Here is a 12,374-nt window from a genome sequence, read left to right as displayed (position 1 = left end):
GGAGGGGAACGGGAGCGCGTCTTTAATGCAGATTCCGCAAAAGCGCGTCACCAAATTGATCAATCATCATAAAGTGGCGGCTTTCCCCCCGCAACCTCGGGTCAGGCGGTCGTTCGTAGCTGCGGTTAAAGGCCCGGGGTCTCTGGAACTGCCGCGACACCTCTGCTAGCGCATGCACAAACCTCATTTTGCTGGAAATCGACATGACCGATGCCATCCGACCGCTGATCGCCGGCAACTGGAAAATGAACGGCTTGAAGAGCGCGACTGCCGAATTCGACGCCATGCTCAATGGTGCGGCAGAAGTGCACGGCAAGGCAGATCTCTTGGTCTGCCCGCCGGCGACCCTGATCGCAGCCTTCGCCGAGAGGGCGCGCGGCAAGAACGTCGCGGTGGGGGCCCAGGATTGCCATCCCAAGGCCTCGGGCGCCCATACCGGTGATATCGCGGCCGAAATGCTGGCGGATGCCGGCGCTACCTCGATCATCGTCGGACATTCCGAGCGCCGCGCCGACCACGGCGAGGGCGATGCCCTGATCCGGCAGAAGGCCGAGGCCGCCCGGCGGGCCGGGGCGGTCGCGATCGTCTGCATTGGCGAGACACAAGGCCAGCGCGATGCCGGCCAGACCCTGGACGTCCTGCGCGGCCAGCTCGACGGCTCGCTGCCGGACGGCTCCACGGCGGCGAATCTGGTCGTGGCCTATGAGCCGGTCTGGGCGATCGGTACCGGCCTGACCCCGACGTCCAAGGATGTCGAGCAAATTCATGGCTTTATCCGGGAGTTCCTGACCTCCCGGTTCAAAGCCGACGGCGCCAGGATGCGCGTCCTCTATGGCGGATCGGTCAAGCCCTCGAACGCAGCCGAGCTGATGGCCGTGAAGAACGTCAACGGAGCGTTGGTCGGCGGCGCCAGCCTGAAGGCGGCCGATTTTCTTGCCATTGCGAAGGGCTGCCCCTAGCTAATCTCAAAGCGCGGATACGGGCCCGATCGGGGGTGGCAATGCCGTTTCCGATCGTGTAACACCGCGCAACTTCAGGAAAACCCGCGAAGCGCGATCGGCTGCCGGTACCGGCGCTGTCGGCTTGTGACGGAAGGACACTATGCAGACTGTTGTCATCGTCATCCACCTCATGATCGTCGCCGTCATGATCGGCGCCGTCCTACTCCAGAAGTCGGAAGGCGGCGGCCTCGGCATGGGCGGCGGCGCGGGCTTCATGTCGAGCCGCGGCACCGCGAATCTCTTGTCGCGGACGACCGCGATCCTGGCCGCGGGCTTCTTCCTGACCAGCCTGTTCCTGTCCTGGTATGCCGGCTACAATCGTGCGCCCTCGTCGATCATCGGCACGCCGGCGTCGCAGGGCCAGCCGGCCGGCGGATCGCCGATCGCGCCGCCGACCTCCGGCGGCATCCTGGATTCGCTGAAGAAGGCCGACGAGCAGCAGCAGCAGCCCGCGCCGGCGCCGAGCGGCCCCCAGGTTCCGCGTTCGCAATAAAGCAGGGGGGCCATGCAGGGCGGCTTCTACCGTCCTGCATCAAAAATCCCCATCAAGGCTCTGTCACCACTCTCAGTTTTGGCTCACCCACAGGCCCGCAGATTATTTGGGGCGGAATACGAATCGCTTTGGCGAATCGAATTCGAGGGATTAGAGGTTAAGCCCCATGGCGCGGTACATATTCATCACCGGCGGCGTGGTTTCTTCGCTCGGCAAGGGTCTGGCTTCAGCGGCACTCGGTGCCCTGCTGCAGGCCCGGGGCTACAAGGTCCGCCTCCGCAAGCTCGACCCCTATCTCAACCTCGATCCCGGGACGATGTCGCCGTATCAGCACGGCGAAGTGTTCGTGACCGATGACGGCGCGGAGACCGATCTCGATCTCGGTCACTATGAGCGCTTCACCGGACGGCCCGCGACCAAGCAGGACAACATCACCACCGGGCGCATCTACCAGGACATCATCTCGAAGGAGCGGCGCGGCGACTATCTCGGTGCGACCATCCAGGTCGTTCCGCACGTCACCAACGCCATCAAGGAATTCGTCCTCTCCGGCAACGACGATTACGACTTCGTGCTGGTCGAGATCGGCGGCACTGTCGGCGACATCGAAGGCCTGCCGTTCTTCGAGGCGATACGCCAGCTCAAGAACGAGTTGCCGCGCGATCACGCCATCTACATCCACCTCACGTTGCTGCCCTACATCCCCAGCGCCGGCGAATTGAAGACGAAGCCGACGCAGCACTCGGTGAAGGAGCTGCGCTCGATCGGCATCCAGCCGGACATCCTGCTCTGCCGTACCGACCGCGAGATTCCGAAGGAGGAGCGCCGCAAGCTCGGCCTGTTCTGTAACGTACGCGAAAGCGCGGTGATCGAGGCGCGCGATGCCGACAGCATCTACGCCGTGCCCGAAGCCTATCACAACGCGGGCCTCGACGACGAAGTGCTCGCCGCCTTCGGCATCGGCTCGCGAATCCCGCCGGTGCTCAAGAGCTGGCAGCAGATCAACGAGCGCATCCGCAATCCCGAGGGCAACGTCACCATCGCCATCGTCGGCAAGTACACCGGCATGAAGGATGCGTACAAGTCGCTGATCGAGGCGCTTTCGCATGGTGGCATCGCCAACAAGGTGAAGGTCAATCTCGACTGGATCGAGAGCGAGATCTTCGAGAAGGAAGACCCCGCGCCGTTCCTCGAGCACGTCAATGGCATCCTGGTGCCGGGCGGCTTCGGCCAGCGCGGCGCCGAAGGCAAGATCCGCGCGGCGCAGTTCGCGCGCGAGCGCGACGTGCCGTATTTCGGCATCTGTTTCGGCATGCAGATGGCCGTGATCGAGGCCGCGCGAAATCTGGTCGGCATCGAGGAGGCCAACTCAACCGAGTTCGGCCCGACCAAGGAGCCGCTGGTCGGCCTGATGACGGAGTGGCTGCGCGGCAACGAGCTCGAGAAGCGCTCCAAGGCCGGCGATCTCGGTGGCACGATGCGCCTCGGCGCCTATCCTGCCGCGCTCAACCGCGGCAGCCGCGTCTCGCAGGTCTATGGCGGCGCGACCGAGATTTCCGAGCGCCACCGTCACCGCTACGAGGTCAACACCGCCTACAAGGATCGCCTCGAGCAGCACGGCCTGAAATTCTCGGGCCTCTCGCCCGACGGCGTGCTGCCGGAGATCGTCGAGTATGAGGATCACCCCTGGTTCATCGGCGTCCAGTTCCATCCGGAGCTGAAATCGCGGCCGTTCGAGCCGCATCCGCTGTTCGCGTCCTTCATTCAGGCGGCGATGGTGCAGAGCCGGCTGGTCTGATTTCCCCGCCTTTGACGATCGCGCCATTTGTTGCGACAACTCCCTGCCGCAAGAACAACAATGCAGGAGTGAACTCCGATGATCTATGAAATGCGCATCTATCGCTGTGTGCCCGGCCGCCTGCCGGCGCTCTTGAAGCGGTTCGAGACGGTGACACTGAAGCTCTGGGAAAAGCACGGCATCAAGCAGGCCGGCTTCTTCACCACTCTGATCGGTGAATCGAACCAGGAGCTGACCTATTTCCTGGCTTGGGACTCGCTCGCCGATCGCGAAGCGAAGTGGGGCAAGTTCATGACCGACCCGGACTGGATGAAGGCACGCGCCGAGAGCGAGGCGGACGGCCAGATCGTCGGCAATATCGTCAGCCAGCTGCTGACGCCGACGGCCTTCTCGTCGGTCAGGTAGCGTCTCCCGCCGCGGGAAGCATTGCGGGGAACCCCGCGCAACCCTGATATTCAAACAGCCCGGGCCGAATAGGGTTGATCCGCCCTTCATCGCCGCTATGGTCGCGGCGAAACGAGGGATTTGCCTTGAGCTCATCGACGTCAGCGGCGCCGGTCGTCACCGTCGGCACGGTCAAATTCGGCAATGATCTGCCGATCTCGATCATTGCCGGGCCGTGCCAGCTCGAAAGCCGCCAGCATGCGCTGGAGGTGGCCTCCGCGCTGAAGGAGATCGCCGCGCGGTTGAAGATCGGCCTCGTCTACAAGACCTCGTTCGACAAGGCCAACCGCACCAGCGCATCCGCCGCGCGCGGGCTGGGGCTCGCGCAATCGCTGCCGATCTTCGCGGAAATCCGTTCGTCGCTCGGCCTGCCGGTCCTGACCGACGTGCACGAGGCCACGCAGTGCGCCGACGTGGCGCAGGCCGTGGACATCCTGCAGATCCCGGCGTTCCTGTGCCGGCAGACCGATCTGCTGCTGGCCGCGGCCGCGACCGGCAAGGTCGTCAACGTCAAGAAGGGGCAGTTCCTGGCGCCCTGGGACATGGCCAACGTCGTCACCAAGATCACCAGCGCGAACAATCCCAACGTGCTCGTCACCGAGCGCGGTGCGTCCTTCGGCTACAACACGCTGGTGTCCGACATGCGCGCCTTGCCGATCCTGGCGCGCACCACCGGCGCTCCGGTGATTTTCGATGCCACTCATTCGGTGCAGCAGCCGGGCGGGAAGGGGACCTCCTCCGGGGGCGAGCGCGAATTCGTGCCGGTGCTGGCACGCGCGGCTGTCGCCGTCGGCGTTGCCGGCGTCTTCATCGAGACCCATCCCGATCCCGATCGCGCGCCGTCCGACGGACCCAACATGGTGCCGCTGCGCGAGTTCGAAGGACTGATCCGTAAGCTGATGGCGTTCGACGCCATCGCAAAGAACCCGCGCTGATGCAGCAAGGCGAGGCGCGGCCGCACGATCACGGCCTGCCGGCCGCCCTCTACGTCATCTCCGGTGCAAGCTTTGCCGCAGCGCTCTCCGCGCGCGCGCTCGATCCGGTGCTGCCGCACGTCGCCGAGGATTTTGGCGTCAGCATCGCGACCGCTGCCGGCTTTGCCGCGGTGTTCGCCTTCACCTTCTCGATCATCCAGCCGATCGTCGGCGCCGCCGCCGACCTGTTCGGCAAGACGCGGCTGATGATCGGCTGCCTCGCGCTGCTCGGCCTTGCCAACATCCTGGGTGCGTTCTCGACCTCGTTCTCGGTTCTGTTCGCAACCCGCATCCTCGCCGGCATCGGCTCCGGCGGCGTGTTTCCGGTGGCGCTCAGCCTGACCAGCGATCTCGTCGGGCCGGAGAAGCGCCAGGTCGCGATCAGCCGCACGCTCGCGGGCGCGATGACCGGCAATCTCCTCGGCGCCTCCGCCTCCGGCCTGATCGGCGATTTCCTCGGCTGGCGCGGCGTGCTGGCGGTGCTCGGTGTGCTCGTGATCGTTGCCTCGATCGCGGTCGCCGCCGGTTTTCGTGGCGCCAGGGTCAAGCACCCGCCAAAGACCAGCCTGTCGGCGCTGAAGGCCGGCTATCGCACCATCTTCACCAACCCGAACGCCTATGTGTGCTATTCGGCTGTTTTCATCGAAGGCTGCTGCGTGCTCGGCCTGTTTCCCTACATCGCTTCGTTCCTGTTCGAGCTCGGGCAGACATCGCTCTCGATCGCCGGAATCGTCATCGCGGGCTTTGCGGTCGGCGGCCTGTTCTACACGCTGACGGTGTCGCGCCTGCTGCCGTGGCTGGGCATGAAGGGCATGATGATCGCGGGCATGACGCTGGTGGCCTCGCAGCTCGTTGTCGTCGCCTTCGGCCCTCGCTGGGAAGTGCAGGCGCTCAATCTCGTCGTGATGGGATGGGGCTTCTACATCGCCCATGGTTGTCTGCAGGTCTTCGCCAGCGAGCTCTCGGCCGAGGCCCGTGCGACCGCGCTGTCGCTGCATTCGTTCTTTTTCTTCATGGGACAGACGGTGGGGCCGCTCGCTTATGGCCTCGGTCTCCAGCACGGTGGCAAGATGCCGACCCTGTTTGCGAGCGCAGCGATCATGGTTGCGCTCGGCTTCGTCTGCGCGCGGCTGCTCAAGCCGCGAGCCCCGGCTGACGCGCGGCCCTGACGGAAGTATCGAACTACCGCTCTTCGCAATCGAGCTGGATCAACCGCTGAGCTTGCGGTCGGAAGCATGAGGCGGGAATTGCCCCGGGTTGGCGGCGATCTTGTTGTTCGCCGCTGTTTGGTCGCGAAAACGCGCAATTCGCGTCACCGTGCCACGGGTGCCTCTGCATGCATGGCACGCGGATTGCTTCGATTTTGAGCAAAACCGAAGGTGACACCGTGGATGCCCAGCCCAGCCGTTCGCCCAGCGTTGCCGGTTCGACCCGATCGACCGGATATCCCACGAGACCACCGCTGCGGCGTTTCCTGACCGATTGCTACGAGGAATTCAGGACCGACAATTCTGGCGAGCTTGCCGATTACATTCCCGAATTGACGCGCGCCAACCCCGGTCATTTCGGCGTTGCGCTCGTCACGATCGACGGCCACGTCTACGAGGTCGGCGACAGCGCAGTGCCGTTCACGATCCAGTCGGTCTCGAAAGCCTTCGTCTTTGCCCTTGCGTTGGAGACGGTCGGCGAGGAGCGTGTCGCTGCAACCATCGGGGTCGAGCCGAGCGGCGAAGCCTTCAATTCGATCCGGCTCACCAACGACAACCGTCCCTTCAACCCAATGGTCAATGCCGGCGCGATCGCATGTTCGGGACTGATCTACGGAGTGGACGGGAAGGGCGCCTTCGAGCGCGTCCGCTCCAAGCTCAGCCAGTTCGCCGGGCGCGAGCTCGGGGTCGACGAGGCCGTGCATGTCTCGGAGACCGCGACCGGCAACCGCAACCGCGCCATCGCGTGGCTGCTGCGCAATTACGCGGTGCTGCCGGACGACGTCGATGCGGTGCTCGATGTGTATTTTCGGCAATGCGCGATCCTGGTGACCGCGCGCGATCTGGCCGTGATGGCGGCCACGCTCGCCAATCGCGGCATCAATCCGGTGACAGGCGTGCAGGTGATCACGCCGCACATCGTCGCGCGCACGTTGTCGGTGATGACGAGCTCGGGCATGTACGACTATGCCGGCGAGTGGACCTATCGCGTCGGGATTCCCGCCAAGAGCGGCGTCGGCGGCGGCATCGTCGCGGCGCTGCCTTCGCAATTGGGGCTCGGTACCTTCTCGCCGCTGCTCGACAATCATTTCAACAGCGTGCGTGGCCTGAAGGTCTGCGAGGCGCTGTCGGCGCGGTTCGACCTGCACATGCTCAACCGCAATGCCGACGTCCGCACCTGCATCATGGCCGATTACGACGTCTACGGCATCTCCTCGCGCCGCAGCCGCCCGCCGCACGAGCAGCAGATCCTCGATGATCGCCATAGCGACATCCGCATCCTCGAGCTGGTCGGCGCGCTCAATTTCGGCACCATCGATTACGTCACGCGAAGGCTCACCAGTGAGCCGCCGAACGCGCCGCTGCTGATCATCGATTTCCGCCGCGTTCCGGATATCACTTCGGCCGGCGCCGAGCTTCTGGGCGAGACCCTGACGGCGCTCGGCAATGCCGGCATCACCACGATCCTGTCGGGCTTCGAGGAGACATCGGCGGTGTGGGCCGCGATCTCGGCGCGCACGGCGGAGCCACGCCGGCTGCGCCGCTTTGCGCTGCTCGACGATGCCATCGAATGGGCCGAGGACCAGGTGATCTACCGCTTCGGTGGCTTCACCGACGTGAAGGAGAGCACGCATCTCGGCGAACAGGCGCTGCTGGCCGAGCTCGACACCGACGAGATCGCCGCCATCGTCAAGCTGTCCACCACGCGCCACTATTCCGCCGGTCAACGCATCATCGCCGCCGGCGAGCCCGCCAACTCATTGTTCTTCTTGCAGAGCGGCATGGTCAGCGTAAAATTGCGGAGCGGCGTGCGGCTGGCCTCGCTCGGCCCCGGCATGGAATTCGGCGAGATGGCGATCCTGGAGCAAGGCCGCAGCGCCGATGTGTTCGCCGACACGCCGGTGACCTGCCTCGAACTGCCGCTCGACAGCTTTGCGGACTACCGACGGCTGCACCCCGAGACCTCGCTGAAGATCATGCGCAACCTCGCAGCCATCCTGGCGCGGCGGCTGGTGTTGGCGAATGCGAAGGTGGATCTGCTGAGCGCTTATTAGGGATCGGCCTCATTGCCGCGCAGCCAATGGCCGGCCGCAGGTCCCGTTCGTGGCTAACCCCGCCCGCGATACGGCGCGACGCCTTGCTCCGGCACCCAGAGCCCCTTCGGCGCGCGTCCGGTCTGCCAGAACACGTCGATCGGGATGCCGCCGCGCGGATACCAATAGCCGCCGATGCGCAAGAATTTCGGCTTGATCTCGCTGGCGATGCGCTTGCCGATCATCACGGTGCAGTCCTCGTGGAAGGCGCCGTGATTGCGGAAGCTTGCGATGTAGAGTTTCAGCGACTTCGACTCCAGCAGCCACGCACCCGGCGCGTAGTCGATCATCAGATGCGCGAAATCCGGCTGTCCCGTGACCGGACAGAGCGAGGTGAATTCCGGCACGGTGAAGCGCACCAGGTAATCGGTACCCGCCTGCGGATTGGGCACGCGATCGAGCTTCGCCTTCTCGGGCGCATCCGGCCATTCCACCGCGCGGCCGAGTTGCAGGGCAGCCGGGTTCGAGCGTGAGTTCTTCGATTTGCTGGGATTTTTCGACATGAGGCCGCCTCCGTGCGGCCCTCTTAGCCAATCATCGTGCGGCCGTCACCCGGCCTTTTCCGCTTCGATGCATTGCGGTAGAAGCACCGCCAACTGCCCCCTCCGTTCCCCGAAAAGAGGCCCTCATGACCGCCATCATCGACATCATCGGACGTGAAATCCTGGATAGCCGCGGCAATCCCACCGTCGAGGTCGACGTCGTGCTGGAAGATGGCGCGCTCGGCCGTGCCGCGGTGCCGTCCGGCGCCTCCACCGGCGCCCATGAGGCGGTGGAACTGCGCGACGGCGACAAGGCCCGCTATCTCGGCAAGGGCGTCACCAAGGCGGTCGGCGCCGTCAACGGCGAGATCTTCGAGGCCCTGAGCGGCCTCGATGTCGAGCAGCAGGCCCAGCTCGACCAGATCATGATCGACCTCGACGGCACGCCGAACAAGAGCCGGCTCGGCGCGAACGCCATCCTCGGCGTCTCGCTGGCCTGCGCCAAGGCAGCCGCGAACTCGCTCGACATGCCGCTCTATCGTTATGTCGGCGGCACCTCGGCGCGGCTCCTGCCGGTGCCGATGATGAACATCATCAATGGCGGCGTGCACGCCGACAACCCGATCGACTTCCAGGAGTTCATGATCCTGCCCGTCGGCGCGTCCTCCTTCGCCGAGGGCCTGCGCTACGGCGCCGAGGTCTTCCACACGCTGAAATCGGAGTTGAAGAAGGCCGGCCACAACACCAATGTCGGCGACGAGGGCGGCTTTGCCCCGAACCTGCCGTCGGCCGACGCCGCGCTCGAATTCGTCATGAATGCGATCGGCAAGGCCGGCTACAAGGCGGGCTCCGACATTGTGATCGGCCTCGATTGCGCCTCGACGGAGTTCTTCAAGGACGGCAAGTACGTCTATGAAGGCGAGGGCAAGACCCGCTCGATCTCCGAGCAGGCCAAGTATCTTGCGGACCTCGTCTCGCGCTATCCGATCGTCACCATCGAGGACGGCATGTCGGAAGACGACATGGACGGCTGGAAGGAGCTCACCGACCTCGTCGGCAAGAAGTGCCAGCTGGTCGGCGACGATCTCTTCGTCACCAACGTCAAGCGCCTCGCCGAGGGCATCAAGGCCGGCCGTGCCAACTCGATCCTGATCAAGGTCAACCAGATCGGCACGCTGACCGAGACGCTCGCCGCCGTCGAGATGGCGCACAAGGCCGGCTATACCTCGGTGATGTCGCACCGCTCCGGCGAGACCGAGGATTCCACCATCGCCGATCTCGCCGTCGCCACCAATTGCGGTCAGATCAAGACCGGCTCCCTTGCACGTTCCGATCGCACCGCCAAATACAACCAGCTCCTGCGCATCGAGCAGCAGCTCGGCAAGCAGGCGCTCTACGGCGGCAAGGCGGCACTGAAGGCGCTGGCATAAGCCAGCGCTTCACCAACACGGACAGGGGAGGATCGACATGAGCGACGGCAAGACCGGCCTGCAACTGCGTTCGCTGATTAAGAAGAGCGGTGAGCTCGAGATCTCGCTCCTGGACGTGCCTACGCCCGAACCGGGCCCGGACGAGGTCGTCGTCCGCGTCGAGGCGGCGCCGATCAACCCGTCCGACCTCGGGCTCCTGATCGGCGCAGCCGATATGAGCACGGCGAAAGCGTCGGGCGGCAAGGATGCCCCCGTCATCACCGCGAAGGTGCCGGAAGGCGCGATGCGGGCGATGGCGGGCCGGCTCGACGAATCCATGCCGGTCGGCAACGAGGGCGCCGGCGTGGTCATCAAGACCGGTTCGTCCGATGCCGCCAAGGCGCTGATGGGCAAGACCGTCGCCATGATCGGCGGCGCGATGTATACCCAGTACCGCACGCTCAAACTGCGCGAGTGCCTGCCGCTGCCTGAAGGCACCACGCCGGCCGAAGGCGCCTCCTGCTTCGTCAATCCGTTGACCGCCCTCGGCATGACCGAGACGATGCGGCGCGAAGGGCACAAGGCGTTGGTGCACACGGCCGCGGCTTCCAATCTCGGCCAGATGCTGAACAAGATCTGCATCAAGGACGGGATACCGCTCGTCAACATCGTCCGCAGCAAGGAGCAGGCCGATATCCTGCACAAGATCGGCGCCAAACATGTCGTCGATTCCACGGCGCCGAGCTTTCTCGGCGATCTCACCAATGCGCTGGTCGAGACCGGCGCCACCATCGCCTTCGATGCGATCGGCGGCGGCAAGCTCGCCGGCGACATCCTCAACTGCATGGAAGTCGCGATCAACAAGACCGCGAAGGAATACAGCCGCTACGGCTCCAACGTCCACAAGCAGGTCTACGTCTACGGCGGGCTCGATGTCCGCCCGATCGAGCTGCCGCGCGGCTTCGGCATGGCCTGGGGCGTCGGCGGCTGGCTGCTGTTTCCGTTCCTGATGAAGATCGGTCAGGCGGACGGGGCAAAGCTGCGCCAGCGCGTCGTCGACGAATTGAAGACGACGTTTGCCAGCCACTACACCAAGGTGGTGTCGCTTCAGGAAGCGCTCGATCCCGCCAACATCGCGGTCTACGCCAAACGGGCCACCGGCGAAAAATTCCTCATCAACCCAAATAAATAATCGTGATGTGCGGCGGCACGTCACCGAAAGAAGGTCTTGCCTTCTGAGCGCGGCGGGAGATTATTCCGCCGCCAATGAAAGCGGAAAACCGCAGTGCTCAGAAGGGGACTTTCCATGACTGACCTCAATCGCCGCCACCTGCTCGCAGGTGCCGCTGCCGTCGGCGCGGCTGCCGTTACCGGGCTTCGGCCGAATATTGCGAATGCCTCAGTGCCGCAAACTGGCACGCAGGCGCCGGGCTTCTATCGCTACAAGGTTGGGTCCTACGAGTGCACCTCGATCAATGACGGTGCGCGCACCTTCCCGATGCCGGACAAGTTCGTCGTCAACGTGCCGAAGGACGAGGCGCTCGCCGCGGGCGAGGCGTCCTACATGCCGAAGGGTATGGTCACGGTGCCGTTCAATCCGCAGCTGATCAACACCGGCAGCAAGCTCGTGCTGATCGACACCGGCAACGGCGTCGCCAATCTCGAGCCCAGCAAGGGCGCGGTCGGCCGCACGCTGCAAAATCTCCAGGCTGCCGGCGTCGACCCGAAGAGCATCGACGTCGTGCTGCTGTCGCATCTGCATCCCGACCACACCAACGGCATCCGTTTGGCCGACGGCGCACTCGCCTTCCCGAATGCCGAGATCATGGTGCCGGGCAAGGACTGGGAGTTCTGGACCAGCGAGGAGAACGCCGCCAAGGCCGAGCCCAACGCGATGATGAAGAACTACTTTGCCAACGTGAAGAAGACCTTTGCCGGCCTCGAATCCAAGGTCACGAAGTACGATTGGGGCAAGGAGGTCGCGCCGGGCATCACCTCGATCGCGACACCGGGCCACACGCCGGGTCACACCTCGTTCGCGGTCGCCTCGGGCGATGCCAAGGTGCTGATCCAGTCGGACGTCACCAACATTCCGGAATTCTTCCTGCGCAATCCGGACTGGCACGTGGTGTTCGACACCGACGCCGCGATGGCGCAGGCAACCCGCCATAAATTCTACGACATGGCGGCGGCCGAGAAGGCGACCGTGATCGGCTTCCACTTCACCTTTCCCTCGGTCGGCCATGTCGAGAAGGACGGCGCCAAGTACCGCCTGATCCCGTCGGCGTGGAATCCGACGATCTGATCCGGGCTCGACGTTTGCGCGAAGGATCGGGCCGCCGTCTGGCGGCCTGATTTTTGGGGCGATTGTTTCAGAAACGCAGTGTTTCCAAATCGGAGGGGTCCATGCACTTGCATCCATCCCCCGAGGTCGCTTAAGTGCCGCGCGGCACTTCCCTCAAGCTTTCAAGG

At 64.6% G+C, this 12,374-nt stretch carries 11 protein-coding genes; 10 read left to right on the top strand and 1 reads right to left on the bottom strand.

Going from position 1 to position 12,374, the window contains the following annotated elements; all coding sequences use genetic code 11:
* Positions 1-203: 203 nt before the first annotated feature.
* From tpiA to glsA, 7 genes are all read left to right on the top strand, one after another.
* Entirely contained in the window at positions 204-959 is a 756-nt protein-coding gene (tpiA, locus tag JQ572_RS33710; protein WP_211387150.1) for a triose-phosphate isomerase, read from the top strand.
* 142 nt (positions 960-1,101) lie between these two features.
* Positions 1,102-1,494, top strand: coding sequence for a preprotein translocase subunit SecG (gene secG / locus JQ572_RS33705; RefSeq protein WP_211387149.1), 393 nt, complete (start codon positions 1,102-1,104; stop codon positions 1,492-1,494).
* A 166-nt stretch (positions 1,495-1,660) separates the two neighbouring features.
* The gene (locus JQ572_RS33700) at positions 1,661-3,292 is read left to right on the top strand and encodes a CTP synthase (protein WP_211387148.1); all 1,632 of its coding nucleotides are present in this window, start codon (positions 1,661-1,663) and stop codon (positions 3,290-3,292) included.
* Positions 3,293-3,370: 78 nt separating this feature from the next.
* Positions 3,371-3,697 (top strand): NIPSNAP family protein, encoded by a 327-nt coding sequence (locus tag JQ572_RS33695; protein WP_211387147.1) that lies wholly within the window; start codon positions 3,371-3,373, stop codon positions 3,695-3,697.
* 125 nt (positions 3,698-3,822) lie between these two features.
* Positions 3,823-4,671 (top strand): 3-deoxy-8-phosphooctulonate synthase, encoded by an 849-nt coding sequence (gene kdsA, locus JQ572_RS33690; protein ID WP_211387146.1) that lies wholly within the window; start codon positions 3,823-3,825, stop codon positions 4,669-4,671.
* A complete protein-coding gene (locus tag JQ572_RS33685) occupies positions 4,671-5,879 on the top strand; it encodes an MFS transporter (RefSeq protein WP_211387145.1) in 1,209 nt (402 codons plus the stop codon). The genes kdsA and JQ572_RS33685 overlap by 1 nt, the downstream gene beginning before the upstream one ends.
* Positions 5,880-6,097: 218 nt before the next feature.
* A complete protein-coding gene (gene glsA / locus JQ572_RS33680; RefSeq protein WP_211387186.1) occupies positions 6,098-7,972 on the top strand; it encodes a glutaminase A in 1,875 nt (624 codons plus the stop codon).
* Positions 7,973-8,025: 53 nt separating this feature from the next.
* On the opposite strand, the gene queF is transcribed toward glsA, so the two are convergent.
* Positions 8,026-8,514 (bottom strand): preQ(1) synthase, encoded by a 489-nt coding sequence (gene queF / locus JQ572_RS33675; RefSeq protein ID WP_211387144.1) that lies wholly within the window; start codon positions 8,512-8,514, stop codon positions 8,026-8,028.
* Positions 8,515-8,639: 125 nt separating this feature from the next.
* On the opposite strand from queF, the gene eno reads away from it, so the two are divergent.
* The 3 genes from eno (at position 8,640) to JQ572_RS33660 (ending at position 12,207) form a co-directional block, all read left to right on the top strand.
* Positions 8,640-9,923, top strand: coding sequence for a phosphopyruvate hydratase (gene eno, locus JQ572_RS33670; protein WP_211387143.1), 1,284 nt, complete (start codon positions 8,640-8,642; stop codon positions 9,921-9,923).
* Between the two features lie 37 nt (positions 9,924-9,960).
* A complete protein-coding gene (locus JQ572_RS33665) occupies positions 9,961-11,094 on the top strand; it encodes a zinc-binding dehydrogenase (RefSeq protein ID WP_211387142.1) in 1,134 nt (377 codons plus the stop codon).
* 114 nt (positions 11,095-11,208) lie between these two features.
* The gene (locus JQ572_RS33660) at positions 11,209-12,207 is read left to right on the top strand and encodes an MBL fold metallo-hydrolase (RefSeq protein WP_211387141.1); all 999 of its coding nucleotides are present in this window, start codon (positions 11,209-11,211) and stop codon (positions 12,205-12,207) included.
* The last annotated feature ends 167 nt before the right edge of the window (positions 12,208-12,374 follow it).

Origin of the sequence: Bradyrhizobium sp. SZCCT0153, from assembly GCF_018129995.1 — a bacterium.
GTDB lineage: Bacteria > Pseudomonadota > Alphaproteobacteria > Rhizobiales > Xanthobacteraceae > Bradyrhizobium > Bradyrhizobium japonicum_G.
This window is presented reverse-complemented; position numbering and strand designations above follow the sequence as displayed.

Coding starts and splice junctions, on each gene's coding strand:
- tpiA (WP_211387150.1), top strand. CDS start 204: ATGACCGATGCCATCCGACCGCTGATCGCCGGCAACTGGAAAATGAAC.
- secG (WP_211387149.1), top strand. CDS start 1,102: ATGCAGACTGTTGTCATCGTCATCCACCTCATGATCGTCGCCGTCATG.
- JQ572_RS33700 (WP_211387148.1), top strand. CDS start 1,661: ATGGCGCGGTACATATTCATCACCGGCGGCGTGGTTTCTTCGCTCGGC.
- JQ572_RS33695 (WP_211387147.1), top strand. CDS start 3,371: ATGATCTATGAAATGCGCATCTATCGCTGTGTGCCCGGCCGCCTGCCG.
- JQ572_RS33685 (WP_211387145.1), top strand. CDS start 4,671: ATGCAGCAAGGCGAGGCGCGGCCGCACGATCACGGCCTGCCGGCCGCC.
- queF (WP_211387144.1), bottom strand. CDS start 8,514: ATGTCGAAAAATCCCAGCAAATCGAAGAACTCACGCTCGAACCCGGCT.
- eno (WP_211387143.1), top strand. CDS start 8,640: ATGACCGCCATCATCGACATCATCGGACGTGAAATCCTGGATAGCCGC.
- JQ572_RS33665 (WP_211387142.1), top strand. CDS start 9,961: ATGAGCGACGGCAAGACCGGCCTGCAACTGCGTTCGCTGATTAAGAAG.
- JQ572_RS33660 (WP_211387141.1), top strand. CDS start 11,209: ATGACTGACCTCAATCGCCGCCACCTGCTCGCAGGTGCCGCTGCCGTC.